The following is a 26,056-nucleotide window of genomic DNA, read 5'->3' on the forward strand; positions in this document are numbered from 1 at the left end:
GCTAAGGACCCTCCCGGACGGGAGGGCCTTCTTTCTAGCGCGCGGTCAACCAATGATTAGGCCTTGTATGTCTGCACTGCGCCCGGAAGCTTGCTCCACTCGGCGTACCAGGTGTTGAACAGCTTGAACTGGGCTTCGACATAGCCGCGCTGGCTGTCCGAGAGCACGTCGGTCTCGTTGAAGTGCAACGTGTATTCCTTGTCGCCCTTCAGCACCATCATGTGCTTGAAGTAGAGGACCAGGTCCGGGCCTTCGTCGAAGGAGGAGAGCACGGCGAGTGCCTGTTCCAGTTCCAGCGCGCGCAGGCGTGCATCGACATCGCCTTCGGCGGCTGCCCGCGACAGGTTGCACATGTGGATGACTTCCTTCGGCAGCACGCAGCCGATGCCGGTGATCGCGCCGGTCGCACCGCAATTGACGAAGCCGTGGAACACGGCCGTGTCGACGCCGATCATCAGCGAGACGCCATCGTCACGGCTGGTGATGTTCTCGGCCGCATAGCGCATGTCGGCGGCTCCGCCGAATTCCTTGAAGCCGACGAGGTTCGGATGTTCGGCGCGCAGGGCGAAGAACAGGTCGGCGCGGGTGGCAAAGCCGTAGTAGGGGCTGTTGTAGATGACAGCCGGCAGGTCCGGAGCGGCCGAGAGGATGGCCTTGAAGTGGTTCTTCTGGGCGGCGACGACCGAGCCACGCGAAAGCACGCGCGGGATGACCATGAGACCCTGGGCGCCGACCTTCTGGGCGTGAGCCGCATGGGCGACGGCGGAAGCGGTGTTGACGGCGCCGGTGCCGACGATGACCGGGATGCCGGCCTTGACCAGGCGCTCGACGCCTTCCATGCGCTGCGCATCGGTCAGGAGCGGCCAGTCACCCATCGAGCCGCAGTAAACGACGGCGGACATGCCCTGGGCAATCAGCTCCTGGCCCTTGCGCACCAGCGCGTCGAAATCGGGGCTGCGGTCGTCCTTGCAGGGGGTCATCAGCGCGGGGATGACGCCGGAGAAAATCTTCGCCTTCATTTGAAACTCCTCTTGGCTTGTCACGAGGACATGAGGCCTGCGCGCTGTCGCCAGCGCACGTCTCCCATGCCTTTGATCAGGACAATAGCTGTTTGTATTTTATTTGTCGACAAGAAAAATACAAGTGGCGCTACAGGGCGATGTCGAGCTTGCTGTTGCGGGCAAAAAGCTTCTGCACCTGCGCTACGATCTGCTCGGCATGTGCCTTGCCAAGACGGTCGGCGGTCTCGACGTCGCGGGCCTCGATCGCGGCGATGATTGCCGCGTGTTCATCGACGAAGCGCTGCGGGAATTGTTCCTCGTAGGACTGATAATAGAGGCGGAGAATTCGGCGCCCTTCGTCCAGCAATCGGCGGAACAGGCTGGTGAAATAGGGGTTGCGACCGGCTTCGGCGATGGCCGCGTGAAAGGCGGCATTGGTGGCGATCATCGCCAGCGCGTCGCGCGTCACGACGGCCGCCGCATAGTCCTCATGGAAGCCGCGGATGACAGAAAGATCTTCCGGCCTGTGGTTCTGTGCCGCCAACCGGGTGGTGACACGGTACATCAGCACCAGCGCGTCGAAGAAGGGGTTCAGGTTGAGGAAGTCGATGTTCGCCACCATCGTCGAGCGGTTCGGCAGCGTGTCGATCAGCCCTTCGCCAGCGAGACGCACCAGCGCCTCGCGGATCGGCGTGCGCGACATCTTCAAGCGCTCGGCCAGCTGTACTTCATCGATCGGGCTGCCGGGCGGCAGCACCAGGTCGAGGATCTCGTCGCGCAGGAGGTCGTAGACCATCTTCACGCCGGAACCGCGCTTGCGTTCGAGTGTCGGGCTGGAATCGGTATCGGTCATTTGCAAGAATCCTTTTGTCGACACCATGAATACTTCTCGCCGCGCGTCGGATCAACTCTGCATAGACACTGGTTTGGATCGCGTCGTTTCCCGGAAATTGGCGTCGTTTGGCAATGACCGGCACGGGCGGCACTTTACAGCGCCGCGCGTCTATTTAGACGCGCAAAGGTCGCTGTAACACTTTGAGTTGCTGCATAATTTCGTCCTTAAATCGATTCCGATTTAAGGAATTATGCAGTAAGCGCGATCAGACTTCCGCAAGGACGATCGACACGATCGGCGATATTCTTGCCAGCCACCGCAATGCGCCTTCGATCGTGGTTGCCGTCGAACTCTTCCGGCGTTCCCATCCCGTCTGCAGGCGCCCGGCCGTAGACCTTCACCGGCCTCGGATCAAAGCGTCGGCATGTTTGTTCGCGAAAAATCCGCGAATGCCGCGGCAGGCAACGGGCCTGCGGTCATCAGGGTAAAATCGAAGGATGCACGAACGTCCGGGCCGAGCACATATTGCCGATGAACGCGCAGGAAGTTGCGCCTGATCCTGCGGTAGCGGTCAGGCGAAAGCAGATGTTTCACCTTGATATAGGCGATGGGCGGCTGTTTTTCCCTCGAATGCCCGGACAGGGTTACGACACGCGTCTTGTAGAAGTTGACGACATCTGTCAGGCAATGGACCTCGAACCAGAAGATCTCCCTGGCGCGCGCGATTGCCCCGACGCGGGCCCGAAGAGCCTGCGCCGGCCTCATCAGCGCACACTGCAGGATCGCGCCGCCAAGTGTTGCGAAGACCACCCGCTTGCCAGCCAGAATATCCGGCTGCCGCTCCAGCAGCATGCCGATGACATGCGCGGCGACGCTGGAGCCCATGCTGTGCGAGCTGATCAGATACTCGTCCGCCTCTTCGTTGAACGCCTCGCGGGCAGCATTCACACAGCTGTCGAGCCACCGGTTGAATTCGGGCCGATCCAGCCGCGCCAACGCAACGGCCATTTCCCAGTCGGCAAACAGATGCAGCGTATGGAACTTGCTGGCCAGTGGCAGCAGGAACCGTTGCATCAGAAGACCCGCAAGCGGCAGGCTCCACAGCAGGTTCCAGCTGGATAGGTTCAGCCAGTTTGGCAAGAACGCGACGACGAGGGTGGCTGCCGTCATCAGGCTCGCCATCAGGAAGGGGAATAGGGAAAACAGCGCGAAGCGCCAAGCGTGGCGAAAGTAACCCCAGAGCCCGCCGTTGAACGCCACATGCAGCGCGCTCGCAAAACCCCCGGCCAGCCGTCGAACGAATGACCGGCGGCTCAGGGTGTCGACGAGCACGTCGTGATCGAAGAGATGGATGCGGCTTGACGTCTGCCAATCCGACCCGGCGCAATCGACATCGAAATGCGCCGCAGCGCCCGTGCTCACCAAGGGCCCGATATCGGACTTAAAGTCCCATACCTCGGCGCTCTGTTGGGCAGAACGTGCGTAACGCAAGCGGTGTGCCTCGGCGTCAAAGGGCTCAAAGCCGGGAAAATGCAGTACGACCCTCTTTTTGATACGGGACATGGGCGGCTTCTGTGATGATGGTTTTCGAGAGCTGTCGGCCATCGACGCGGCGGTGATCCGGATGGAGTGACAGCTGCGCAAGTGACGACGTGAGGCAAGGGAGGGCAGTGGGTGGAATCAGCTTGAAATTGACCGGCACCGTATCGACGCGAACTGCGGCGCAATCGTGATCGACCGGGCGCCCCCGACCGTGGTCGATGAAATAAAACGAGGCGACGTATGGGCCTCGGCCTGTCGCCTGGCGGCGGTCACAGCAGACCACATATCGACCTCAGCAAGCGCAAAGCAACTTGGCCTTGGTCGCGCAACGGTTTATCGAGGGACGCGGTTCGGCTGGCTGGAGATTTCGGAACGTTCGCCCCAAGACGGTTGGACGATCTGGGCAAGATCAATCCGGTCGTGGAACCCCGGATTGCCGTTGGACGCGTTGCCGAGAAGAGTGAGCCTTATGAACACCAATCCAGACACCGATTTCCCCGAACTCAATGCGATCGAAGCCCGCGTTCTTGGCTGCTTGATCGAGAAGAAGGAAACCACGCCTGACGTCTATCCGCTGACGCTCAACTCCCTCCACTCAGCCGCCAACCAAAAGACGGCGCGCGATCCGGTCATGGCGTTGGAACAGATGGAGGTGCACCGTGCGCTCAATTCGCTCACCCAGAAGGGATTGGTCCGGCAGGCCTTCGCGTCGCGTGTCGAGCGTTATGAACATCTGGCCGCCAACCGCTTTTCGCTGACGTCGCCGCAGATCGCCGTGCTGGGTCTGCTTTTGCTGCGCGGCCCGCAGACCGCCTACGAGCTCTGGTCGCGCAGCGAGCGCATGGCGCGGTTCCAATCGGTGGAGGATCTCAAGGACAACCTCGATCTGATGATCGGGCGCCGGCCTCCGCTCATCGTCCAGCTGAGCCGTGGCGCCGGCCAGCGCGAGGACCGGTTTGCGCATCTGCTGTGTGGCGAGGTCGATCAGACGGTTGCCGCCGCACCGGGCACGTCCTCCTTTGTCGGGACCGGATTGTCCGAGCTGGAGCAGCGCGTGCAGACATTGGAAGAGATTGTCGCGGCGCTTCAGGCCGAAATTGCCGCGCTCAAGGGGCACTGAGCGCTACTGCATAATTCCTTAAATCGGAATCGATTCAAGGGAAAAATTATGCAGAAATTCAAAGTGTTACGGCGACCTTCAGGGCGCCGACTTATGGTCGGAGACCGGTCGCCGTGACGGCCGGTCTCCCGTTTACTTTCCGGCTGAAGTGGCAGCCGTCCTTGCGGCTTCCGCTTCGCCGATGGCGGCGGCGCATTCCTCGCAGCAGACTTCCACCGTCTTGCCGCCCAACTTGACCTTGATGCTGTTCTGATCGAGCTCACAGTCGCAGGCCGCACAGGTTTTCTGGCTCATCGTCTTCGTCTCCTCTTGGTCGTGGTTTCGACCATCAGAGAAGACCATCTGCACGCTGGCGTCGCTGTCAGATTCTTTAGCGATCGACGTGAACAACGGAGGGTGGCGAGCCGATACCTCAGTATCGGTAGGCGCACACGGTGCGGCCATGGGCAATAGCGAGGAATTCACCGGACCGCGCGGCACCACCGGACTGGTGATGGCCGGTGCGCAGATCCAGTGCGCCGGTCCTGTGACCCTGTCGCGCATCGAACATCTCCAACTGCCCGCTCTCCGTCAGAATGGAAACTGAGGCGCCGAGTTCGACCGGCCCGCCGACAGCCGGGTTGGAAAGGGGGCTTGCCCAGCGCTCCATCAGCTTCGTATTGCTGCGAAAGAAACGCCTTTGGCGCTGTAGCTCCAGATACCTGAGCGTCGTCGCATCGTCGGCAGCGGCCATGCTGTTTTCCGGGAGTGCCAACAGATGCATGGCGGCTGTTCCCTCGGGCAAGGCGAGGCGCGCGCGCTCCTTGCCGCTCGCCAGATCGTAGCCCAACACCGCGCCGCGGGCGCCGACGACGACCGTGTCGTCGATAATGACGGGCACGAACATGTATTCGGTATGGGTCACCGACCAACGCACAGAGCCGTCCCATGCCGAAAGGGCAAACAGGCGAACGGTGCTTTCGCCGAAGTTCGCGCCGCTGACGACGGTCGCGTGAACGACCACGTCTTGCGTTGCCGCCAGCGTGTAGCTGTGCCCGCCGTTGTCGAACGTCCATAGAACGGCCCCGGTGCGGGCGTCGAGGCACCAGGTTCGCCGGGCTCTGCCATGGATTTCCGCCAGAACGAGGTGGTCGCTGCCTGCCAGCGTGGGCGGACCGATATTGCTCTCGATTGCGTCGCACCGCCAGATCTGGTTGCCGTTCGGATCATAGGCTGCCACGGCTCCATCGAAGCTGCTCAGGAAGACGGTGCCGTCCGCGCCGATTGCCGGGCGATTGGCGACATGATCGACGGTCGTATTCCAGAGCTCTTCGCCCGTGGCCAATGCCAGCGCCATCAACCTGCTTTCGAAGAAGTCGCGCTTGTCATAATGGAACAGTTGGTAGACGGCACCGCCGGCAAGCACCGGCCCCCTTGATTTGACGTTGCGCTCGTTGGCGAGCCTGACCGACCACACTGCTGTTAAACTCATCGTCCGCCTTGATCCTTGCCGCTGGCCGCCGTGGCGGCAGATGCTTATTCAGTCATTCGCCGAGGGGGAAGGGGGCTCGCAAACACCGCGATGACCTCCCATGCTCCAGCACGATGCGGAGCCAAAAATAGACCCATAAAAGTTGATTGATTTTCGGTTGCAAGATCGCCAAAGTGGTGGGGTAGAGCACAGCTCGTCCGCTTCAAGTCAAAAATGAGCTAAGCCGCGAACGAGGCAGTATTTCGGTGCTCCGACACTATATCGATAGGCATTTGCAAGACGAAAACAAAAACAAAAAATGGGCCCCGGCATGTACAGCTAGGGCCATTTTTTTATGGGGCGCACCGGCACGGGCCGATGACGCCGCCAAAGGCGATCACTAAAAGTTGACTGTTCTGCGAACGGGCGCACGCCCCTCGATCACGCGGCGAACCTGCCTGCGATCGCGGCGCAGGATATCGAGGCAATCATTGCCGAACCATTCCAGCGATGCATCGGACTGGCCGTCGCCCGCGATCTCCAGGAGAAAACCGACATAATCGAGCGTGCCTTCGAACAACGGCGTCATGCCGTCGCGGCGGCCGGCGGCGGCATAGACGTTTGCCGGCTCGAAAACCGCGAGGTCCGACCGGTCATGAATGTTCTTCAGGTGGTAGTGGCGGACGTGCGGCTTCATCTGGCGATGCACGATGATGGGGTCGTCGCCGCCCTCCCAGACGTGGAGCGTATCGAAGTTGATCGCAAAGGCGGGATGGTCGACCTCGTCGATGAGACGCAGCGTCGAAGCCGCGGTATCCGCCAGCGTCTTCGGATGCGTCTCCGCCAGCAGTTGAATGCCATAGCCGGCGGTGATTGCGCATATCTCCTTCAGCCGCTCCACTATCAGCTGCCGCTCTTCGTCGGAGACGGAGAGACTACCGCAATTGCCGGCGAAGGTGCGGATCTTGCGGGTTCGCCAACGGCGCGCGAGCCTGCAGAGTTCGACAGTCTTGTGCCTAAGCGTCTCCGGATCGCCATCGAGCGGCAGGTAGTCGCTGATCATCGGCACCTTCAGCCCAAAGGTGTCGAGCCAATCGGCATTGCGGTCGGGCTGTTGCACCAGGTTGCGCGCATGCGCGCCCCAAAGCTCGATGCCCTGGAAATCGTTCGACTGCGCCCAGGCGGCGATTTCGCCGAGCGAAATCAGATGATGTCGGAACGTGATCGTGCACAGCGATATGTTCATCGCGCAACCCTTTTCAGCATGGGCCTCTTCAGCATGGGAATGTCAGCGGCTATGTTCCGGTCGCACCAGAGATCGAAGATCTCTGCCAGCTTGCCTTTCAGCTTCGTCTCGAGCCGGTCGGCTTCCGCCAGCCGCTCGAAAACCGGGGCGGCCAACGCGCGGTCGCCGGTCTGGCTCAGCTTCATGCAATCGTAGTGCAGCGTTTTCAGCGCCTGGACGAGGGCCTCGATCTCTTCGCACCAGCCTTCGAACTCGGCCGCCGGCAGTTTCAACGCCCGCCAGAAGAAGGCAAAGCCATGCTCGTAGGCGTATTTGCGGATGGTGATGACGGGCAGCTCGCGCACGGCTTTGGTCAGATCGGCGAGATCGATGCCGCCGCCTCCCTCGATATGAGCCGTGACGATTGTGCGCACGGTATCAGGCAGCGGATTGCTGTTCCTGATGAAGCAAGCCTCGAAATAGGCCTTGAGGTCTTCGGCGGCAGGCGGCCGGGCTTCGGCGTTGTCGAAGACATAACCGCCCCCAACGGTCGGCTGCATGACCGCATGGATCACTTTGTCCCGCGCGATCTCACCCTCCCACCGATAATCCGGATCGTGCACGAACCATGTGTCGGGATCGGCGGTCTCCCGCAGCATGAGGTAATGCGGGAAGGGGTTCTGGTTGAACTTGTTTTCGCGCTCCGGCAGATGGAACATGTCGAGCATGACCATGACGGAACCGGTATCTACGCGCCGGCTGACGAGATCGAGCAGCACGGCGAGATTTTCGTTCTTGCTCAAATCCGGGTCGTACCATTCGCGCACGGTGACGCCGTATAGCCGCTGAAACCAGCCGCGGAAGAATTCCTGGCTGATCTCGGGTGCGTGGTAGAGAAGCTGGAAACGATCGCTGAGGGCAAATTTCGCATCCCAGACGCCGAAATAGAACGGCCGGTGATCCAGGCCCTGGCGTTTCAGCCCGTCGCAGACGCAGCTGACGAAGCAATGGACCTTGATGTCGTAATAGGCTTCGCCATGAACGCCTTCGTCGGTCGTGCCGCCGGTCAGCGGAAACGACGGGACGATCGACGCGGCCACTTTCGGTTCATAGAGCGCGGCGAGGTCGGCGACGGTCTGGACATCCTGCCGGGCGATCGCTTCTTCGGGAACGCTCAGCCCATATTCCAGCTCGAGATTGAGAAAGATCTGCAGGATCAGCACGGAATCCAGATAGAGGTCCTCGTTGAGGCGAGCTTGCGGACCGAAGCCGTCGAGATGCGGGTGCATCATATGTTCGCTGAGGACCTTGTGGATCGCCTGCAGGGTTTCGTCGTTCGTCATGACGCTGCTCCGGCGATCGGTTTGGCAAACTCGCCGGCGGCGTGCCGGGCGGCAACCTCGCGGCGGCTGATCTTGCCGTTGGCTTGGCGCGGGATGGTATCGACCTGGCGGATGTCCATCGGCAGCTGGTGGCTGGCGAGGTTCAGGCTGCACCATGCGCGGATCGCCTGCGGCGCGATGGTTTCGCTGGCGCTGAACAGCAGCGCGACACGCTCTCCGGCAAAGCGGTCGCCCATGCGGAAGGCAACGGCGTCGCTCACGCCCGCCATCGCTATCACCGCATCCTCGACATCCCTGGGATAGACGTTGAGACCGGAGACATTGATCATGTCGTCCATGCGCGACACGAACACCAACATCCCGTCATCGCGGCGATAGCCGAGATCGCGGGTGTGGATGGCGATGCCATCGTCCTTCGTCACGACGATCTCGCCCGTATCCTCGACACTGCTTCCGGTTTGCGGGAGAAGATGCGGCAGCACGAGCCCCATGTGTCCGGCGGCAGTGACATCCGGATTGATGGCGATGCATCCGGCTTCGGAGCAGCCATATTGCTGGAACATGTGCCGGCTCTTGGCCCTGATCTGGACGAACCAGGGATCCGGCAGCAGCGTACCCGACGTCATCGTCGCATGGATCTGTTTGCCTTCCGGCAGGAGCCGGGCAAGCGTGTGCAGGATCGCCGGCGACGAATAGAGCAGCGGCCGCCCGACCTCGCGCAGAACCTTCATGAGATATTTCGGATTGGCCGTGCTGACGACCACCGGCGTCTGGCCACGCCTGAGCGCCACGAGGATGCCGCAGATCAGGCCATAGGAGTGGGTCGTCGGGCAGGCGATGACCGGGGTCATGTCTTCCGGCTCGCGGAAGGTGCCGATATAGCTTTCGATCTCGGCGTCGATATCCACCCAGCTTCGCGCCACGCATTTCGGTGCGCCTGTCGTGCCCGAGCTCATCTGGAGAAGCGTTCCGGCCGGCGAGGCGTTCGACGGCCGTTCCAGCACCTCGGCCGTGAGGCTGTTGTAAAACAGCCGGTCGCAGCCGGCCCCGACCGCAAGCTTTCGCGCGGCCGAATAGGGCGTGCCCGGGTGGATCGGCAATACACTGGCGCCGGCCCTGCGGATGGCAAAGAACAGCGCCAGCCAATCGACGGTTTCGGCAAAGTAGACCGCGTAGCGTCCGTCGTCGCGGTCTTTCAGGCCGATCTGCCCGGCCAGGTGTGCGGATGTTTCGTCGAAATAGGCGCGATCATAGAGCCTGTTGTCGATACGGATCATGGCTTTCTCCTTCGTTGAAGCCGGTCCGCGGCCAAGGCATTGGGCACCACGTGGTGGTACTCCGGCTTGCGCGCGAAGAGCTTCCTCGTCATCAGGGATTCGGTGAGAATTTCGGGCCGGTCGTGGCCCAATTGTGCCTGCCGAGCCGCCATTGCGCGGCTGTGCGGATAGGACGACAGCAGGCGCTCGACCCGCTGCCAGAACAGCGGCTCGCGCAGATCGTAGCAATGGTCGAGAAGGTGGCTGATCTCGCTCAGATTGTAGACGAACAGGGTGTCCATCACCAGTTCGCGCAACGAATCCAGATTGTCCGTCCAGTAGAACTGGTCCGGCTCGGCATCCCGATAGAGCGGATGCAGGGATAGGAAATCGGGTGCCTTTTCCGGTTCGCGCAGGAAGCCCGGCGAAAATTCGATGCTCTCGTGGAAGTCCCGCAGGATCAGCCGTACCGGCCATCCGTAACGGTGCACGAGCAGCATGTTCTGGCCATGTGCCTCGACGGCGATGCCGTGATGGACGAGCAGATGCCAGGCGGGCAGCACGGCGACCTCGAGCAGCCGGTTGATCCATGGCATAAGGCCGAAGCGCCTGATCCAGTCGTCGGCAAAGGGCCGCCCGTCCGTCTCCATCATCATGAGCGCCGTGAAGGGAACGACGGCTTCTCCGGCTTCGAGCGTCGCCTGCGCGCTCTGGCGCCAGATCGCCCCGACCTGCCCGGCCAGCGGCTCGTCCGCATCGGCGATGATCCCGGCATATTCCTGCAGAATCGTCAGCGGATACTGTTCGCGGAACAGCGGGTCCGAAGCGACGATCTCGCCGATCCAGTGGGAGATGACCGGAGCGGTTGAGACCGAATGTGGCTCCAGGATGCGCCGAGAGGACGTGTTGACGATGTTGAGCGGCAGCTTGACGCTTGCCGCGAGCGGCCGGTCCTGGTTGATGAGGGAACGCACCGACTGGGTCGCCGTGTAGCGATCGCCCACAGGGCCGAGGCAATGGGCTTGCCCGGCCGAGATCCAGCCGGCAAGGAGCGTCTCGCTGAGATTGCGCCATTGCCACGGATGCAGGGGTACGAGTCCGAAATCATCGGCGGAGAGACCGAGCTGCTGCCGCATGCCTTGAAGGTGCGCCCAGGTTTCCTCGCCAAGTTCGGCCTGCCAGAACGTCTCTTCGCTGTCGGGCAACGCCTGGCGCAGGTGCTGGCGCGCGACGAGCAGCCAGACGAGCTGGAACGACTGACCGGCTTCCGGACCGAAGAAAGCATGGTCGGCATGAGAGAAGCCGGTGCGGGCCTTGTAGCAGGGGTGGTAGGGGTGCCCCTCGTCAATGGCGCCTTCGAGTTCGGCAAAGGACATCTCCCGCCGGGGACGGGCGATAAGATGGCGGTCGTTCCACTCGGAAAAAGCAATCGTCTGCTTCATCTCGTTCAAGAGCTTGCCGCGGGTGATGCCGCTGCCGGGCAGCGCTGAAACCACAAGCGAGACCGACGCCTCGCTCCAGCAGTCGTCGCTCGTCCGCATCTGCACCGATCCCGGCAATGGGCGAATTCGTCCGAATGCTCCGACCACGGCGTCGCACCGAAAATCGCGGCCGCCGAGCGTCCAGTGAAAATGCGTCGCGCCATCGCCGTCGCTCTGATGCGCCTCGATGATGCCTTCGAACAGAAGAGCGGCGACAAGCTGGCGAAGCACCCGGTCGTCGGGGCGTCCCTGGAGATCAAGAGGCAATGGCATGGCTTGTCCTCGAGACAGTCAGGGCTGCCGGTGCGCGCAAAGGGTTTGGCACGGGGCGATAAAGGATCGGCGCGTGGTCGGATTGCAGTTCGTCGACATTGAACAGCCGGGTGGTCAGGTTGGCCTTCGACGCGATCGTCGGCAGGTCCAGGACGTGACGGGCAAAATCCCGTCCAGCGGCGGTCATCCCGAGCGCGCATTGCTCCAGGTGGTTCCTCAGCACCCGCAGAAGCGTGCCTTCGTCGCACAACCCGTCATGCCCCATGCGGCTGATGACCGAGAAGACCTGGTTGACGATGAGGTAGTAGGCGAAGCGGTCGCGGATCTCGCTTTCGGGAAAATAGAGCGACGGGATCGTCTCGGTTTCCGGGACGTGGCTCACCAGCAGGCTGCGATAACGTTCGGAGAGGTAGAAACCCTGGTTGTCGCGGTAGTAGCTCACCGAGGGGTAGCCGGCGCTGATATCGAGCAGGCTGTTTTGCTGATGCGCTTCGAGTGCGACGCCGTAGTCGTCGTAGAGCCGGATCAGCGGTTCGACGGCGCAGGCGAGGTAGCGTTGGAACCAGGCGATGCCGACGTCGGCGAGAGGCTCTCGATCCCTGGTGGCGAGTGTGCGCAGGCGCTTTTCGAGCCGCGACGGCGTTTGCGGACGTGGGTCGGCGGTCAGGGCCGCTACGGTGATGACGCCTTGTCCCTTGCCATGGGCGAAGGGGTTTTCGCGCAGGATGACTTCAAAGCCGCTCTCGCTGTGGCCCGGCCGATCGAGCGTGATATAGGCCGGGTCCTGGATGATCCGGAAGTTTGCCGAGCGCTTGGCCAAGCCGATCCGGTCGATCAGCTTGGCCATCGCGACGCCGGCCTCCAGTTCCTGCTTTCGGTTCAGACGGACGGAATTGGTGATGCGCACCGGCAGCGAAAACTTGAGCATCCAGTCTTCCGCAGCGCCATAGACCGTGCGGACTGACGATGTTGCGCTGAAGAGTGAACCGGCCGGGCCCAGGTGACGCAGGATGCCCGCCCGTTGCATCGCCTGGATGCCGGGGTCGAGGAGCAGGGCTTCCGCCTGCAGCGGGTGCATCGGCAGCAGGCACTCGTCACCGGCGAGGCCCAAGTCTTCCGCATCGAGCCCCGACAGCGAGCGGACGATGTCCGGCGCCTGTGCCGAGCGGGCGGAAGCGTGCCTGACGTGCTCCGCCTTCGCTGCGAAATAATGCAGCTTGAACCGGCCGCGCAGTTCGGGCGCATAGCTCTCCTGCTGCCAATAGGTCATGCCCTGCCGGCTCTTGGGCGTCGGGTGCAGCCAGTGCCCGAAGACAAGCGACTGTTCGGCCTCGAGAAATTCGCCGGCGTCCTCCGGATCCGGCGGCGCCTTGTCAATGTAGAGGGCGGTCTGCTGATAGCTTTCGAGCACCCGGATCAGAAGCTCAAGTTCGAAGCTACGCAACGCATCTGGCTGCCCCGCATCGTCCTGGCGATAGGCGGCCTGGACCAACATATGAAGCACGGACATCAGCTCGATCGGACGCCAGGACGGATCGGAGACATGGCGCGCCCAGGCCCTGCCGAAGTGAAGCGGCCCGCAAACGGACGATGAGGTGACCTCCACGCGCAGCATCATTTGCTGGCTGGCAAGCGACCATTCGATGCTGTCGCAGGATCCGCCAGCAGTTCGGTGCATCACTGGTACCCCGGGATTGACCTCCCTGAGATAGCAGTTGGCGAAGCTCTGAAATGTCGCAGTTTCTGCGATTTGCCTAGACGATTTCATGTCTGTCGATCCTCGGCACGCGACATGCAAAGTCGCGCAATCGCGTCGCGTGGGAGGCGCAACGCATCGAATTTTCCTAGTGAACGGGCTTAGGTCGGCGCGACATCTGTCACGCACGGTCTGTCAGCCGCCAGTGGAGGCGGATGGGATTGGCGCGGGATGCGCCCGGCTGGCGGCCAGGCAACAAACGGGGGCGGTCCAGACGGGCGCGATTGACGATGTCCGTTTAAGCGGTGGATACGGATGGAAGTGATGTGTGTCTTTGCCACAACTTGCGCGGCTATGAACGCAAATGCGCGGGCTGCCACCATTCCAGAGGGAAACGAGCCTGTGTGGCCACGTTCCCCTGCCAACGGCGGACGTCCGCTACGGCATTCCGGTGAGTTCATCTTCCACCCGTCTCGGCTTTCGGCGCGATGCTTCAGCATGCGCTTTCAAACAAAGACGACCGGCTCCGGATTTTTTTTCACCGATCCCGGATTTTTTATGATTATTTTTGTCCAGTTAAATTCAGGCCGCATGAGCCGCCCAGATGGAACGGGGCCGGATCGCGCGCGCGGCGCCGCCGAGGCACGCAGCGATAACGCCTTCGGCCGGGCGCTTGTGAAAGGCTAGCGAAGATGGAGGGCGCGCTGGAATTCGGCAGGCGTGCGGCCGTAGGCCTGTTTGAAGGACGCGCTGAAATGGCTGTGGCTGGAAAAGCCAAGGTCGAGGCCGAGTGCCGTCAGGTCATGGTAGGAGCCGAGCAGGTCCAGCGCTCGCGCAAGCCGCAGCCGCAACTGGTAGCGATAGAGCGGCATGGCTTCGACCTGCTGGAAAACCTGGGTGAGGTAGACCGGCGACACGCCGACCTCCGCCGCCACCTCGGCCAAGGTCCAGCGGCGGGCAAGATCGGTCGAAAGAACCAGCTTCGCCCGATCGACGAGTTTTTCGCGGCCATAGGTCGTAGCCACGCTGTGCGACGTCCTCTCGCCGAGCGAGCGCCTGATCAATGTCAGCGCCAGGGTCTCTGCCTCCAGCGTTTCGGCAATCCTGCGGTGAAGGCTGTAGCGCAACAGGGCGACAAGCGCCTGCGCCCTTGGATCGATGCGCCGGCGCGGTCTTTTGAACGAAACGAGCGCGCCGGAGCGCAGTTGCTCCTTCGGCGCAAGTTCGCAGAGGATGGCTTCGTCCACCTGCACGTCAAGGCAGGCGTCGCCGCCTTCGATCGGGTGGCTGACGCGATAGTCTTCGCCACGATTGAAGAAGATCACCTGATTGGATTCAGCCACGGTGTCGGCCTTGCCCACATGCCGCATGAAGACGCCGCGATAGGGATAGACGAGGCTTGTGCAGTGGCTGCATTCCTCGCCGCTTTTGCCACGGCACGCGCCGTCGCAGACCACATCCCGAAGCGAGGCGGTGGCGGTGTCGAGAAGCGTCTGGCACGAAAATTGGGACATCGCGGTCCTATTCGTCGCGTTTGTAGAAATCGTTATAGGCGGCCCCGCGCGACAGGCCAATATCCTTCAGTTGATGATCCGAAAGCGCAAGCAGATCCAGACGCCCGCGCCGCGTGTCCATCCAGCGGGAAAGCCGCGCAAACAGCCGCCAGGGAAAACCGCGTGTTTCGAGCGCGGCCGAAGCCGCAAATCTCTCCCGCGGGGCGATCAGCCGTGCGGAGACATAGATCAGGTTGCCATGGGATGAAGCTGTGTCCGGCATCGGATCATCTCCCGTCATTCGCTTTCGATGATGGCAGGATGACGCATCGCCGCGGCTGCCGCTGTCAGATTATTTAGCGATCGGTGAGGGATCGCCGGCGATCATGAACGCAAACAACGCCGCCTTCTTGGCCTGGCTTAAGGCAGGGGACGTTGTTTGAGGGGGCGGGGGCGGAGAACGGGCCTCGCCGAGTACCAAAGTCGCCGCAAAAGTACGACTTTAGTCGCTTTGCAGGTTATTGACGCGGCACTATTCTGACACTGGGAGGATCGCTCATGACCAAAATAGCCGTACCGCTGGTCAGTCACGGACATCCGGATCGGGAGCCTGATTGCGAATGCGCGGTTGAAGGTGCCTTCCTGGAACTGGTCGACCGCGCCGAGGCCGCGGGCTGGACGTCGGACGAAGTGGCGGACTGTCTCGTCAGCCTGTCGCACAGGCATCGCACGGCGCTCAGCGAGGACATTCACATGCTCGAGGAGATCACGTCTTCGCTGATACTTTCGCGAAAGCTTCACTAGGGCCTGTCATTGTCTTGAACCGACCTGCGCTTCGCGCGCACGGGGCTAGCCCGTAGCCGCAGACATGATCCATGTGCTTGCGCCGGGCAGGCCTTCCCCATCGCCTCGTCAGGGATCCGCCTTCAGGCGGCGATGAACTTTCCGTCGTAACGCACGCGAAAATTCCGGCGTTGGGCGTCCTCCTGGAAGCAAAGGAACACCAGTTCGAGATCGTTTGCGCTGCTGCGCCGGCCGAGCAGGCTCAGCGTGATCACGATCACGCCGCCATAGGCGCGCGTCAGGTCGATTGCGGCTCTTCGAATTTCGTTGGTGCCGGCGTCGTCCTTGTCTTCGCGCCGTTCGTAAACCTGCCAGAAACGCGCTGTCTCCCAGGCCGAACGCAGTGCTTCGGTGATCTGATCCTTGAACTCGTCTGCCGACCTGCCCTTGCTCCACGAAACGGTCTGCTCGGTGTGATCGCCAAAGATATCGAGATAACCGTCATAGTCGTCCGGATCGGAAAAACACCGCTCGATCATCCCGAATGCCACGTCCTCGGAAATCGCTGCCTTGAAGAATATCGTCATCGAATCGCCAACTCTGCCTTGAGCGCCTATGTTGTCAAAGCGTTGGCGACGTATCTAGTCCCCCCGAGCGCCTGATCGATGCCGGACGATCGATTATCATTCCGCTGCAGTGACTTGAGCCCTGTTGACGTGGCGCCTCCTGGCAGCCTTGCCTTCCAAGAAGCCAGAATCTTCGGGAAGCTGGGTGTTGGCCGAGCCGACGACCATGTCGGTTGATCGCATCGCGCATGCCGAGCGATTTCAGTTATATGAGTATTGCCTGATATTTATCAGTCGTGCTATCTTTGATTTCATTCTTGACTGGTGCAACCGGCATTCTCATTTCGTCTTCTGCGCACGATCTCAACGATCGCGGCGCAAGAGCCATTTGTTTCGACACTCATATTGCAGCATAGAAATTTGTTCAGTCCGGCGCAGCACGGGGGCGCAAGACAGGGTCGGGAGATCGCTCCGCTCTAAAGCTCCGGCGCAGATACAGGCGGGAGGAGGTGCGCTCAATTGCTCGGCACGGCATTTCCACGCGAAGTGTTCTGGCGTTCAGTGGTCTTTGTCTGTTTGTTGGTTGGGTCGATGTTATCGGCCGCGACGGTTCGGGCATCGCAGACGGACGGTGGCGACATGCGGTTCTTCGTCGTTCGCAGCGGCCAGCCGGGCTGCGAGCCGACCTGTCCCGAGTGGATATCGGCAGAGGGCACGATCGTCGACGAAAGTCCGGCGCGTTTCAAGAAGCTGCTCAAGTCCATCGGCAACCGACGCCTGCCGATCGTGGTGACGTCGCCAGGCGGAGACGTCGATGCTGCGCTTGCGATCGGGCGCATGATCAGAGCGCGAAAGCTTGAAGTTGCGGTCGGCAGGACCCGCTTCATCGGTTGTCAGCCCGAGCAGCAGGATTGCAGCGACAACGACCGCAAAGGCGCCCGCCACATCGGCATCGCCTATTCCGGCGAAGCCTATTGCAACTCGGCCTGTCCGTTGCTGCTTGCCGGCGGCACCCGGCGCGTGGTCGGCGAGTGGGCGTTTCTGGGCGTGCACCAGATCACCACGACCTACATTCAGACGGAGACGCAATATCGCACGAAATACCGTGTCGTGAACGGCAAGAAGAAGATGACCAGCAAGAAGGTCGTCAGTCGCAGGAATGTCGGCGGCTACAAGACCTATGAGATGAACAGGGCGACCGAGCGCAAGCTGGCAGGCTACCTGGCGGAAATGGGTGTCGGCCGTGCCGTGATCGATCTGATGAAAATCACGCCCGCCGCCGACATTCGCAAGATCGAGCCCGTCGCGATGTTGGAGATGAAGCTGACGACCAGGCTGGGTGGGGTCGAACTGCTGACCTCGGTCGAGGCTTGCAGGGCGGTGCCGGCAGCCGCCAATTGCCGCGTCTTCGTGATGTCGGACCTGGAGCGCTAGACCCGCGGACTTTGGCTGGAGATAGGGATGCCTGGATGGAATGCCTTCGCCGACAAGACTTCGCCCCGCCTGCGACGGGCGGCGCTGCTGATTTGTCTGGCTGCTTCAAGCATTTTGATCCAGCAGCCGGCAATGGCGGAAGAACAGCAGATGCGGTTCGTTGTCGTGCGCTCGAACCAGGCCGGTTGCGAGCCGACATGTACGGAATGGATTTCCGCCGAGGGGATGATCGGTCCCAGAACGCCGACTTTGCTGAAGGCGACGTTAAGGACGCTCGGTGACCGCAAGCTGCCATTGATCCTCGCATCGTCTGGCGGTGACATGGCCGCTGCAATGGCGGTCGGCCGCCTCATCCGCAGGAATGGGCTGAGCGTGGCCGTCGGCACGACCATTTTTGAAGGATGCCAGCGGGACCAGGAAAGCTGTATGGCAAACGATAACCGAGGGGCTGACTATATCGGCGAGGCGGTTTCGCAAGGACGATGCGTGCATGCATGCACCCTGGTTCTGGCGGCCGGCGTTCGACGGCTCGCCGGCGAAGGAACGGCCGTCGAGGATATTCCGATCGTAGCTGCAAGCGAGGCCGGCACCAAAAAGCTGGCAGCATATTTCGGCGAGATGGGCGTGCGACATCAGGTCCTGGTCGAGGGCCCACGCAACGAAGACGGTAATCTCGGTCATTGGCAATTGTTCAAGGCGCTTCTGGTGACGAGCACGCTCGCGGTCGACCAACTGGTCGATGCGCAGATTTGCCGGGGCACGCCCGCGCCCAACAATTGCCGGGTCTTCACCACGATGGATCTGGAATAGCCAGCTTCCACTGCGCCAAGGTTATCGTCCATCGTCAGGCAACGCGGAGGACGCCGTGCGTGCCCGGCCCGCAAGAGCAACGACGATTGCCAGAAGAATGAGACCCGCCGCCACTGCAAACGTGACGCGCATGCCGGAGGCAATGGCCTCGGGCGGGGCCGTGGCGATGTCGGACGCGGCCGATGCCAAGGCGAAGACGGCGCCCATGACGGACGCGCCGGTGACGAGCCCCAAGTTGCGCGACAGGTTGAGCATGCCGGAAACGACACCGCGGCGATCGGCGGCGATGCCCGCCATGACGGCGGTGTTGTTGGCCGCCTGGAAGAGGGCATAGCCGGCGGTGACAACGGCGATCGGCGCGAGGTAGCCGGGAATGGCGAGTGTTGCCGGCAACATGGAGAGCGCGGCGGCGCCGACTGCTGTTGCCGCAAGTCCGACCATCATCACCGGCCGTGCGCCGAACCGGTCGACGAAGCGGCCAGCCGGTATGCCGCTCATTGCTGCCACCATCGGGCCGACCGACATGACCAGCCCGATGATGGCCGCATCGAGCCCCAGGGTGCGCGCGAGATAAAAAGGGCCGACAACCAGAGTCGTCATCATCACCGTGCAGACCAGCCCATTGGTGATCAGGCTCGCGCTCAAGGCCGGCTCGCGAATCATGGCCAGGCGCACCAAGGGAGATGCGGCCTTTGTTTCGACGAGCACAAACAGCCCGCCTCCCAGGGCCGTCGCCAGTAGCAGAACGATGTTGAGCGGGCCGAAATGGCCGCGGCCGATGGTCATGGCGAGCGCGTAGGCCGCCAGCGTCAATGCCAGCACGATGGTCCCGGGGACGTCGAAACGGGCAGGGGCTCGCGCGGTTCCCTGACGGTCGGCAGGCAAATGACGATGCGCGAGAACGTATGTCAGGATACCGAGCGGCACGTTGACGAGGAAGAGTGCGGGCCAGCCGAAGCCGGCAATCAGCGCGCCGCCGAGAGGCGGTCCAAGCGCCGTGCCGATGGCGGACATCGTTGCCAGCAGCCCCATGGCGCTGCCGGTCCGTGCCTTCGGCACCGTCTCGGCGACGAGAGCGATGGTCAACGCCATCATGATCGCCGCGCCCAGGCCCTGTACCGCGCGGGCGACGATCAGCAGCCAGAACGCCGGGGCAAGGCCGCTGAGGCCCGAGGCCAGCGTGAAGACTGCGATCCCACCAAGAAGCAGCCGTCGCCGCCCGACGATGTCGCCGAGCCGGCCGACGCCGACGATCAGCGCGGTGATGGCGAGTAGATAGGCCAGCACCACCCATTGCACGTCCTGGAATGACGCCTCGAAGGCGTGGGCCAGGGTCGGCAGGCCGACATTGGCGATGCTGGTGCCGAGCGCCGATAACAGTATGGAGAGCGACAGGCTGGCGAGCCCCAGTCGGACGGAACGCGTCCGCTCGTTACCTTCAACGGTCGGCTCCGTGGGCACTGCAATGTCTCGCTTCAAAACGAACTCCGTCTGCTGGCAACTCCGAAATGGAGCCGTCAGAAGCCTAGCTCCTTGACTGGCATGGCGGAACGCGCATGCTTTGCACTTTATTCATGCATGGCACGCCTCATCCCGATAAAACTGCGCTATACCAAGCAGATGTCGAAACCCGATCTCAATCTGCTGGTCACCCTTGATGTCCTGCTTGCGGAAGGCAGCGTCGCGCGAGCCGCCGAACGGCTGCGGCTCAGCCCTTCGGCCATGAGCCGGGCACTGGCGCGGCTCAGGGAGGTGACGGGTGACCCGCTTCTGGTGCGGGCAGGGCGCGGTCTTGTTCCGACGCCGCGGGCGCTGGACCTGCGCGAGCGCGTCGGCCAACTCGTCGACGATGCCGAGGCGGTCCTGCGCCCGGCTGAGATGCTTGACCTCAGCCGGCTCACCCGCACCTTCACGCTGCGGACGAGCGAGGGGTTTGTGGAGAATTTCGGTCCCGACCTCCTTCGTCGCATCGGTGCTGAAGCTCCGGGTGTTCGTCTGCGTTTCCTGCCAAAGCCGAACAAGGAGAGCAGCGCGCTGCGCGACGGCAGCGTCGATCTGGAAACTGGCGTGATCGGGCTGGCAACCGGCCCCGAAGTGCGCACGCAGGCATTGTTCCGGGATCGCTTCATCGGCGTCGTGCGCAAGGAGCACCCCTTGAGCCAGGGCCCGGTGACTCCAGCTGGCTATCTCCGCGGCCGGCATGTGCTCGTCTCCCGGCGGGGTGTCGACAGGGGACCAATCGACGAGGCCCTGGAGAAGCTCGGCCTGGAGCGGCAGATCGTCACCACGGTCGGGGGCTTCTCGGCGGCGCTGGCGCTCGCCCGCGGATCGGACTTGATCGCCAGCGTGCCCGAGCGGCATACCGGAAACCTGCGCGCCGGCATGCACAGTTTCCCTCTGCCGGTCTCGGTGCCTGCGGTTACGGTTTCGATGCTCTGGCACCCGCGGCTCGATGCCGATCCGGCGCATCGCTGGCTGCGCGCCTGCGTTCGGGACGTCTGCCTGGCGCAGCTCGCCGATCGGCGAACGGACGAGCTGCCCGAGGCCGACGCGACGCCGTTGGGGTGACGGAGGTTTTCGGGCGACCTATCGGCAAGCCGTGCCGGCCCAACCTGAGCACGCCGTTAATCGACCTTTGGCATTGCAAAGCCAGGTGACGAGACAACATATACCGCTGCTATACCTCCCGATGCCCACGATGATATTGCCGCTGGAGATTTCATGACCAAGTCCGTTTCGCCAAATCTTTCGACGATTGCCGAAGATCCGTTCCTCTGGCTGGAGGACAGGACGTCCCAGCCCGCGCTCGACTGGGTGCATCGCCAGAACGCGCTGACGAAGGAGAGGCTGCGGGGTAATCCTTCCTATCGGTCGCTGTTCGAAACGGCGCTGGAGCTGATGACTGCGGAGGACAACATTGCGGTCGGGTATGAACTGCGCGGTCATGTCTACAACTTCTGGCAGGACAAGACCAACGCGCTCGGCCTCTGGCGTCGCACCACTGTTGCCTCCTACAAGAGCGACAAGCCGGACTGGCAGACGATCATCGACTTCGACGCGCTTTCGCATGAGGAAGGCGTCAAATGGGTGTTCAGTGGCGCGCGCCGTCTTTATCCGGAGTTCGACCGCTGCCTCATGAGCCTGTCGCCCGATGGCGGCGACGCCAGCGAGATGCGCGAGTTCGACATCGAAACCGGGGCCTTTGTCGAAGACGGATTTCGGGCGCCCGTTTCGAAATCGAACTTCAGCTGGCTCGACATCGATACGGTCATCGTTGCCGCTGCCTTCGAGGAGGAAGAACGGACGCAGTCCGGCTATCCTCGCGTCGTGAAGCTGTGGCGGCGGGGCACGAGCCTGAGCGAGGCGACACCGATCTTCGAAGCGCAGGTCGAGGATCTGGCCGCCAGCGGTTCGCTCGAGTTCGACGGCGACGTGCAATATCTGCTGCTGACGAGAACGATCGATTTTTATTCCGGCCATCATTTCGTAAGGCTGGCTTCAGGCGAAAACCGGCGGCTGCCGCTGCCGGACGATGTCGTCGACATTGCCATTCAGAACGGCCAGATCGTCTTCGGCGTGCGCGGCGCCTGGTCCGCGCCGGGTGGCGTGACATGCCTGCCGGACGGGCTCTACGCCTTCGATTTCAAGCGCTGGCTCGAAACGGGTGACATCGGCTCCATCGAAACGGTGCTGCCGCCCGCAGAGCGCGTTTCGATCGCGCAGGTCACCAACACGCGCGACCGTCTGTTCATCAGCCTTATGGACAATGTCCGTGGCCGTGTGGTCTTTGCAGAGCGTGGCGAACGCGGATGGTCGCTCACTCCGGTGGCCCTGCCCGAAAACGGTAATGTCGGCATCAGCCACATCAATCAGTTCGGCTCCAGCGTCTCGTTCTCCTTCACCGATTTCCTGACGCCGAGTTCGATCATCTGGTCTGACGATGACGGCGAGACGCTGGCGACGGTCAAGGCGCAGCCCGCGCGGTTCGATGCGGCTGAACTGATATCGGAACAGTTCGAGGCACGCTCGAGGGATGGCACCCTCATTCCCTATTTTGTCGTGAGGCGTCGCGACCAGCAAGAGCCGGTGCCGGCATTGCTCTATGGTTATGGCGGCTTCGAAGTGCCGCTTCTGCCTGCCTATGCCGGCGTGCGCGGCAAGCTCTGGCTCGAAAAGGGCTACGCCTATGTCCAGGCCAACATCCGCGGTGGCGGCGAGTTCGGCCCGCGATGGCACCAGGCGGCGCTCAGGGACAAGCGGCAGAACGCGTTCGATGACTTTGCCGCCGTTGCCGAAGACCTGGTGCGGCGCGGGATATCGACGCCTGCCATGCTCGGCATTCAAGGTGGGTCGAACGGCGGCCTGCTCACCGGTGTCTCCCTGACCCAGCGGCCCGAGCTTTTCGGCGCGGTGATCATCGAAGTGCCGTTGCTTGACATGCTTCGTTATACCGAATTGCCGCCGGGCGCGTCCTGGATGGCGGAATATGGCGATCCGTCGAAGCCCGAGGAAGCGGGCTGGCTGGCGGCCTATTCGCCCTACCAACACGTCGCTGATGACGCCGGTTATCCGCCGGTACTGTTGACGACGTCGACCGCCGACGACCGGGTCCATCCCGGCCATGCGCGCAAGATGGCCGCACGGCTGCAGGCCGCCGGCCATTCGAATGCGCTGTTCTTCGAGGAAACGGAAGGCGGCCATGGCGGGCGCGGCGACCGCCGGATACAGGCAGCCCAGACGGCGATGAAATATGTCTTTCTGGAGCAGGCGTTGAGCGGCGGGACGAAATGAACGCAGCTTACTGCATAATCCCTTAAATCGGGATCGATTCATGGGCAAAATTATGCAGCAACTCAAAGTGTTACAGCGACCTTTGCGTGTCTAAATAGACGCGCGGCGCTGTAGCCCATGCTGGCACCTATCCGATGGCCGGGCGTCGCGACGCCCTGCCTTGTCGCAGCGCCTTGTGGCTGATGGCGACGAGATAGGCGGTCAGGAACAGAATGCCGACGAGCTTGAAGGCCTCTTCGACAAAGGTCGCCCCGCCGACATGGATCGGGGCCATGTCGGCGGCGAAGGACAGTCCCATCGACAGGACCGAGCCGACGAGCAGCAATCGCGGCGTTGCTGCCCGAACGGCATAGGCGTAGTAGCACAGGGTACAAAGCACCAGCATGTGCGGCACGAGGACGATTTCCTCCGGGATGCCCGTGGTCGCGACCGCCTCATGCAGCATGAGGAAATCGTCGATACCCATCAGGGCCGCAAAGAGGCCGCCGGCAAGCAGTGTCCGCCGCAGAGGCGTGGCTCCTTCGGCGCCTGTCGCCGCAAAAGCCTGAAGTGCTGCAGTCGCGCCGAAGATCCACAGGATTATCCCGATATTGGAGACCAGGCCAAAGTAGCCAGGGTTGTGCGCGATGGCGTTCGGGTCGCGAACGAGATCATAGTAGTCAATGCCGAAGACCCTGTCGGCAACCACGAGCGACGCGAGAATGCCGACGGAAACGAGCATGACGGCGATGATCGAGCTGGCCTCCGATCGATGCCACCTTCCGGCTCGGACCGGCGGCGAATGCGTCTGTGCCTTGGCATTCATGGCGTCTCGTCCTCGCATGTTCTGGCAAATCGGAACTGAACGCGGGCGATCCGGCCTTTTGTTTGTGACAGTTTTGTGACTTTGCGTGTGTTTAGGGGATGCAGTCGGATAGATTGCGTCGGGCCGCGCCACGCGGCCGAACATTCTCCCGATCAACCCCGCCGTTCACTCAAGACGTCGATCAGCGCGCGGGACGCGGCGGAAAGCCGGCGGTTGGGGGCATAGACAATCGAGATCGACCTCGTTCGCCCGTTCATCTGGGGCAGGAGTTCGACCAGCCTCCCCTGCTGGACAGCACGCTCGACGACAAAATCGTAGGTCTGGCAGATGCCCGCACCGTGCTCGGCCATCGACATGACGCCGAGAACGTCGTCGCTCACCCGCAGCCCGCCGGAAGTGGGTACCCAGTCGAGATCCTGACCATTGTCGCGGAACATCCAGGGCGCGAACCTGCCGGTGCTCGGCATGACGAAGGGCACGCAGTCGTGACGATCGAGATCGGCGATGCTCTGTGGGGTCCCGCGACGGGCGATATAGTCGGGCGCGGCGACAAGGCACATCGCCCCGTCCTCGATCTTGCGGGCAATAAGGCCGCTGTCCGGCAACGAACCCATGCGGATGGCGAGATCGAAGCCTTCGGCAACCAGATCGACGTTGCGGTTGGTGATATTGAGCTCGACTTCGACCTTGGGATGAAGGGCTCGGAACCGGCAGAGTTGAGGCGGCAGCCGGAAGTGCCCGTATGTCGTCGGTACGCTGAGGCGGACGCGGCCGGCGACCTGGCCGCTACCGCCTTGGATCGCGCGCTCGGCGTCGTCGATGGTCGAGAAGGCGGAGCGTGCCTGATCCAGAAAATGCTGTCCGTCGTGGGTCAGCCCGATCCGCCTTGTGGTGCGGCGCAGGAGCTGGCTGCCGAGCCGCGCTTCGAGCCTCGATATGGCGCGGCTGACGACGGAGGGTGTCGTTCCAAGGGCGATGGCGCCGGCCGTCAACGATCCGTGCTCGGCCACCGCCACGAATACTTCGACATCGGCAAGATAATCGAAACGACGAGCCATCCTTGTCTCCTGAGAACAAATGAATTGAAGTTGAGAGCGTTTATCGCCTCTGAGGGGGGTAATAAAGTCCTGCGAGACCAGCGAACTGACGCTTCTGCAATCTTTGAAAGTGAAAATCATGGCCAACTTGACGAAATGGCTGCGCGGCCTTGCCGCCGCGCTAGCGCTCACCCTTGCCGCCGCCGATGCGAATGCCGCCAAGGTGCTAGTCGTGCTTTCCGGTTCCGATCATCTCGACCTCAGGGACGGCAAGGTGTTCGAGACCGGTTTCTATCTCAATGAGTTGATGCAGCCGGTGAAGCTCCTGCTCGAGGCCGGCCACGAGATCACCTTCGCTACGCCTGGAGGGCAAGTGCCGACGGTCGACAGGACATCCGTGGACCCGGCCTATTTCGGCGGCAGTGCCGATCAGATGAAAGTCTACCAGGATCTGCTCGACGAACTCGCCATCACCTCGCCGGAAAAGTCGCCGGTGATCGGCCTCGCCCGGGTTGCGCAGATCGGCTATGCGGCCTTCAATGCCGTTTACATCCCTGGCGGCCATGCGCCGATGCAGGATCTGCTGCACGACAGGCAGCTTGGGCAGTTGCTCGCCCACTTCCACGGCAACGGCAAGGTCACCGCTCTGGTTTGCCACGGCCCGATCGCACTGCTTTCGACACTGGCGGAGGCAAAGACGTTCACCGACCAGCTCGAAGCCTCGCAGCACCCCGATCGTCCGAAATGGATTTACTCGGGCTACCGCATGACCGTCATCAGCAACCAGGAGGAGGAACTCGCCAAGGGCCTGCTCGATGGCGGCGCGATGAAGTTCTATCCGCAGACGGCGCTCGAGGCGGCGGGTGGAAAATATGAGAGCAATGCGGCGCCCTGGCAGGCTAATGTGGTGGTCGACCGGGAGTTGATCACCGGGCAGAATCCTGCCTCTGCCTTGCAGCTCGGCGAAATGCTCGTCGAGCGGCTGAAGTAGCGCCGATCAGCTTCACGACCGCAAGTTGGCCTCGCTGCCCCAGGGACGGCGAGGTCTTTTCCATGCCGTCGAACTATGCTTCCTTAACCCAATCCGCTCCCGCTTAAGGGCCGTTTGGCATTCC

At 62.3% G+C, this 26,056-nt stretch carries 24 protein-coding genes; 8 read left to right on the top strand and 16 right to left on the bottom strand.

What is annotated here, in order from left to right; translation table 11 throughout:
• Positions 1 to 56 precede the first annotated feature (56 nt).
• The 3 genes from BC363_RS03465 to BC363_RS03475 form a co-directional block, all read right to left on the bottom strand.
• The gene (locus BC363_RS03465; protein WP_065786168.1) at positions 57 to 1,019 is read right to left on the bottom strand and encodes a dihydrodipicolinate synthase family protein; all 963 of its coding nucleotides are present in this window, start codon (positions 1,017 to 1,019) and stop codon (positions 57 to 59) included.
• Between the two features lie 130 nt (positions 1,020 to 1,149).
• Entirely contained in the window at positions 1,150 to 1,854 is a 705-nt protein-coding gene (locus BC363_RS03470; protein ID WP_065793281.1) for a GntR family transcriptional regulator, read from the bottom strand.
• Between the two features lie 393 nt (positions 1,855 to 2,247).
• Entirely contained in the window at positions 2,248 to 3,399 is a 1,152-nt protein-coding gene (locus tag BC363_RS03475; protein ID WP_065786166.1) for a hypothetical protein, read from the bottom strand.
• Positions 3,400 to 3,847: 448 nt separating this feature from the next.
• Between BC363_RS03475 and BC363_RS03480 the strand changes: the two genes are divergently transcribed.
• Positions 3,848 to 4,498: a DUF480 domain-containing protein gene (locus BC363_RS03480; RefSeq protein WP_065786165.1), complete on the top strand. Its 651-nt coding sequence runs from the start codon at positions 3,848 to 3,850 to the stop codon at positions 4,496 to 4,498.
• A gap of 132 nt (positions 4,499 to 4,630) precedes the next feature.
• On the opposite strand, the gene BC363_RS35310 is transcribed toward BC363_RS03480, so the two are convergent.
• The 7 genes from BC363_RS35310 to BC363_RS03515 form a co-directional block, all read right to left on the bottom strand.
• Complete coding sequence (locus tag BC363_RS35310) at positions 4,631 to 4,792, bottom strand: hypothetical protein (protein WP_167590844.1); 162 nt, start codon at positions 4,790 to 4,792, stop codon at positions 4,631 to 4,633.
• 118 nt (positions 4,793 to 4,910) lie between these two features.
• On the bottom strand, positions 4,911 to 5,969 hold the full coding sequence (locus BC363_RS03490; RefSeq protein WP_083223694.1) for a PQQ-binding-like beta-propeller repeat protein: 1,059 nt from the start codon (positions 5,967 to 5,969) through the stop codon (positions 4,911 to 4,913).
• A gap of 379 nt (positions 5,970 to 6,348) precedes the next feature.
• Positions 6,349 to 7,194, bottom strand: coding sequence for a sugar phosphate isomerase/epimerase family protein (locus tag BC363_RS03495; protein WP_065786162.1), 846 nt, complete (start codon positions 7,192 to 7,194; stop codon positions 6,349 to 6,351).
• Entirely contained in the window at positions 7,191 to 8,516 is a 1,326-nt protein-coding gene (locus BC363_RS03500) for a DUF6005 family protein (RefSeq protein ID WP_065786161.1), read from the bottom strand. Before BC363_RS03500 ends, BC363_RS03495 begins: the two co-directional genes overlap by 4 nt.
• A complete protein-coding gene (locus BC363_RS03505) occupies positions 8,513 to 9,793 on the bottom strand; it encodes an AMP-binding protein (protein WP_065786160.1) in 1,281 nt (426 codons plus the stop codon). The genes BC363_RS03500 and BC363_RS03505 overlap by 4 nt, the downstream gene beginning before the upstream one ends.
• Positions 9,790 to 11,526, bottom strand: coding sequence for an IucA/IucC family protein (locus BC363_RS03510; protein WP_065786159.1), 1,737 nt, complete (start codon positions 11,524 to 11,526; stop codon positions 9,790 to 9,792). The genes BC363_RS03505 and BC363_RS03510 overlap by 4 nt, the downstream gene beginning before the upstream one ends.
• The gene (locus BC363_RS03515) at positions 11,510 to 13,204 is read right to left on the bottom strand and encodes an IucA/IucC family protein (RefSeq protein ID WP_244519793.1); all 1,695 of its coding nucleotides are present in this window, start codon (positions 13,202 to 13,204) and stop codon (positions 11,510 to 11,512) included. Before BC363_RS03515 ends, BC363_RS03510 begins: the two co-directional genes overlap by 17 nt.
• 516 nt (positions 13,205 to 13,720) lie before the next feature.
• Between BC363_RS03515 and BC363_RS03520 the strand changes: the two genes are divergently transcribed.
• Positions 13,721 to 13,909 (top strand): hypothetical protein, encoded by a 189-nt coding sequence (locus BC363_RS03520; protein ID WP_065786157.1) that lies wholly within the window; start codon positions 13,721 to 13,723, stop codon positions 13,907 to 13,909.
• Here BC363_RS03520 and BC363_RS03525 read toward each other — a convergent pair.
• Positions 13,906 to 14,736 carry a helix-turn-helix domain-containing protein gene (locus tag BC363_RS03525; protein ID WP_065786156.1) on the bottom strand — a complete coding sequence of 277 codons (831 nt, stop codon included), beginning with the start codon at positions 14,734 to 14,736 and terminating at the stop codon, positions 13,906 to 13,908. The genes BC363_RS03520 and BC363_RS03525 overlap by 4 nt on opposite strands.
• Positions 14,737 to 14,743: 7 nt before the next feature.
• Positions 14,744 to 14,998: a DUF1127 domain-containing protein gene (locus BC363_RS03530; protein ID WP_065786155.1), complete on the bottom strand. Its 255-nt coding sequence runs from the start codon at positions 14,996 to 14,998 to the stop codon at positions 14,744 to 14,746.
• Between the two features lie 275 nt (positions 14,999 to 15,273).
• On the opposite strand from BC363_RS03530, the gene BC363_RS03535 reads away from it, so the two are divergent.
• Positions 15,274 to 15,519: a hypothetical protein gene (locus tag BC363_RS03535; protein WP_065786154.1), complete on the top strand. Its 246-nt coding sequence runs from the start codon at positions 15,274 to 15,276 to the stop codon at positions 15,517 to 15,519.
• A 122-nt stretch (positions 15,520 to 15,641) separates the two neighbouring features.
• On the opposite strand, the gene BC363_RS03540 is transcribed toward BC363_RS03535, so the two are convergent.
• Positions 15,642 to 16,085, bottom strand: coding sequence for a hypothetical protein (locus BC363_RS03540; protein WP_065786153.1), 444 nt, complete (start codon positions 16,083 to 16,085; stop codon positions 15,642 to 15,644).
• A 570-nt stretch (positions 16,086 to 16,655) separates the two neighbouring features.
• Here BC363_RS03540 and BC363_RS33215 point away from each other — a divergent pair.
• Positions 16,656 to 17,498, top strand: a complete 843-nt coding sequence (locus tag BC363_RS33215; RefSeq protein ID WP_141690211.1) for a hypothetical protein — start codon at positions 16,656 to 16,658, stop codon at positions 17,496 to 17,498.
• A 27-nt stretch (positions 17,499 to 17,525) separates the two neighbouring features.
• Positions 17,526 to 18,308 (top strand): hypothetical protein, encoded by a 783-nt coding sequence (locus tag BC363_RS33220; protein ID WP_083223692.1) that lies wholly within the window; start codon positions 17,526 to 17,528, stop codon positions 18,306 to 18,308.
• A gap of 21 nt (positions 18,309 to 18,329) precedes the next feature.
• Here the strand turns inward: BC363_RS33220 and BC363_RS03550 are convergent, their stop codons facing one another.
• The gene (locus BC363_RS03550) at positions 18,330 to 19,769 is read right to left on the bottom strand and encodes an MFS transporter (RefSeq protein WP_244519795.1); all 1,440 of its coding nucleotides are present in this window, start codon (positions 19,767 to 19,769) and stop codon (positions 18,330 to 18,332) included.
• A gap of 159 nt (positions 19,770 to 19,928) precedes the next feature.
• Between BC363_RS03550 and BC363_RS03555 the strand changes: the two genes are divergently transcribed.
• Both BC363_RS03555 and BC363_RS03560 read left to right on the top strand, forming a co-directional pair.
• The gene (locus BC363_RS03555) at positions 19,929 to 20,876 is read left to right on the top strand and encodes a LysR family transcriptional regulator (protein ID WP_065786233.1); all 948 of its coding nucleotides are present in this window, start codon (positions 19,929 to 19,931) and stop codon (positions 20,874 to 20,876) included.
• 153 nt (positions 20,877 to 21,029) lie between these two features.
• Complete coding sequence (locus BC363_RS03560) at positions 21,030 to 23,099, top strand: prolyl oligopeptidase family serine peptidase (protein WP_065786151.1); 2,070 nt, start codon at positions 21,030 to 21,032, stop codon at positions 23,097 to 23,099.
• A 127-nt stretch (positions 23,100 to 23,226) separates the two neighbouring features.
• On the opposite strand, the gene BC363_RS03565 is transcribed toward BC363_RS03560, so the two are convergent.
• Positions 23,227 to 23,904: a hypothetical protein gene (locus BC363_RS03565; protein ID WP_065786150.1), complete on the bottom strand. Its 678-nt coding sequence runs from the start codon at positions 23,902 to 23,904 to the stop codon at positions 23,227 to 23,229.
• Positions 23,905 to 24,056: 152 nt separating this feature from the next.
• Entirely contained in the window at positions 24,057 to 24,962 is a 906-nt protein-coding gene (locus tag BC363_RS03570; RefSeq protein ID WP_065786149.1) for a LysR family transcriptional regulator, read from the bottom strand.
• A 118-nt stretch (positions 24,963 to 25,080) separates the two neighbouring features.
• On the opposite strand from BC363_RS03570, the gene BC363_RS03575 reads away from it, so the two are divergent.
• Positions 25,081 to 25,932: a type 1 glutamine amidotransferase domain-containing protein gene (locus BC363_RS03575; protein WP_065786148.1), complete on the top strand. Its 852-nt coding sequence runs from the start codon at positions 25,081 to 25,083 to the stop codon at positions 25,930 to 25,932.
• Positions 25,933 to 26,056 lie beyond the last annotated feature (124 nt).

The organism is Ensifer sp. LC384 (genome assembly GCF_001695865.1).
In the GTDB taxonomy this organism is placed as follows: domain Bacteria; phylum Pseudomonadota; class Alphaproteobacteria; order Rhizobiales; family Rhizobiaceae; genus Ensifer.

Coding starts and splice junctions, on each gene's coding strand:
- BC363_RS03465 (WP_065786168.1), bottom strand. CDS start 1,019: ATGAAGGCGAAGATTTTCTCCGGCGTCATCCCCGCGCTGATGACCCCC.
- BC363_RS03470 (WP_065793281.1), bottom strand. CDS start 1,854: ATGACCGATACCGATTCCAGCCCGACACTCGAACGCAAGCGCGGTTCC.
- BC363_RS03475 (WP_065786166.1), bottom strand. CDS start 3,399: ATGTCCCGTATCAAAAAGAGGGTCGTACTGCATTTTCCCGGCTTTGAG.
- BC363_RS03480 (WP_065786165.1), top strand. CDS start 3,848: ATGAACACCAATCCAGACACCGATTTCCCCGAACTCAATGCGATCGAA.
- BC363_RS35310 (WP_167590844.1), bottom strand. CDS start 4,792: ATGAGCCAGAAAACCTGTGCGGCCTGCGACTGTGAGCTCGATCAGAAC.
- BC363_RS03490 (WP_083223694.1), bottom strand. CDS start 5,969: ATGAGTTTAACAGCAGTGTGGTCGGTCAGGCTCGCCAACGAGCGCAAC.
- BC363_RS03495 (WP_065786162.1), bottom strand. CDS start 7,194: ATGAACATATCGCTGTGCACGATCACGTTCCGACATCATCTGATTTCG.
- BC363_RS03500 (WP_065786161.1), bottom strand. CDS start 8,516: ATGACGAACGACGAAACCCTGCAGGCGATCCACAAGGTCCTCAGCGAA.
- BC363_RS03505 (WP_065786160.1), bottom strand. CDS start 9,793: ATGATCCGTATCGACAACAGGCTCTATGATCGCGCCTATTTCGACGAA.
- BC363_RS03510 (WP_065786159.1), bottom strand. CDS start 11,526: ATGCCATTGCCTCTTGATCTCCAGGGACGCCCCGACGACCGGGTGCTT.
- BC363_RS03515 (WP_244519793.1), bottom strand. CDS start 13,204: ATGCACCGAACTGCTGGCGGATCCTGCGACAGCATCGAATGGTCGCTT.
- BC363_RS03520 (WP_065786157.1), top strand. CDS start 13,721: ATGCGCTTTCAAACAAAGACGACCGGCTCCGGATTTTTTTTCACCGAT.
- BC363_RS03525 (WP_065786156.1), bottom strand. CDS start 14,736: ATGTCCCAATTTTCGTGCCAGACGCTTCTCGACACCGCCACCGCCTCG.
- BC363_RS03530 (WP_065786155.1), bottom strand. CDS start 14,998: ATGCCGGACACAGCTTCATCCCATGGCAACCTGATCTATGTCTCCGCA.
- BC363_RS03535 (WP_065786154.1), top strand. CDS start 15,274: ATGACCAAAATAGCCGTACCGCTGGTCAGTCACGGACATCCGGATCGG.
- BC363_RS03540 (WP_065786153.1), bottom strand. CDS start 16,085: ATGACGATATTCTTCAAGGCAGCGATTTCCGAGGACGTGGCATTCGGG.
- BC363_RS33215 (WP_141690211.1), top strand. CDS start 16,656: ATGTTATCGGCCGCGACGGTTCGGGCATCGCAGACGGACGGTGGCGAC.
- BC363_RS33220 (WP_083223692.1), top strand. CDS start 17,526: ATGCCTGGATGGAATGCCTTCGCCGACAAGACTTCGCCCCGCCTGCGA.
- BC363_RS03555 (WP_065786233.1), top strand. CDS start 19,929: ATGTCGAAACCCGATCTCAATCTGCTGGTCACCCTTGATGTCCTGCTT.
- BC363_RS03560 (WP_065786151.1), top strand. CDS start 21,030: ATGACCAAGTCCGTTTCGCCAAATCTTTCGACGATTGCCGAAGATCCG.
- BC363_RS03565 (WP_065786150.1), bottom strand. CDS start 23,904: ATGAATGCCAAGGCACAGACGCATTCGCCGCCGGTCCGAGCCGGAAGG.
- BC363_RS03570 (WP_065786149.1), bottom strand. CDS start 24,962: ATGGCTCGTCGTTTCGATTATCTTGCCGATGTCGAAGTATTCGTGGCG.
- BC363_RS03575 (WP_065786148.1), top strand. CDS start 25,081: ATGGCCAACTTGACGAAATGGCTGCGCGGCCTTGCCGCCGCGCTAGCG.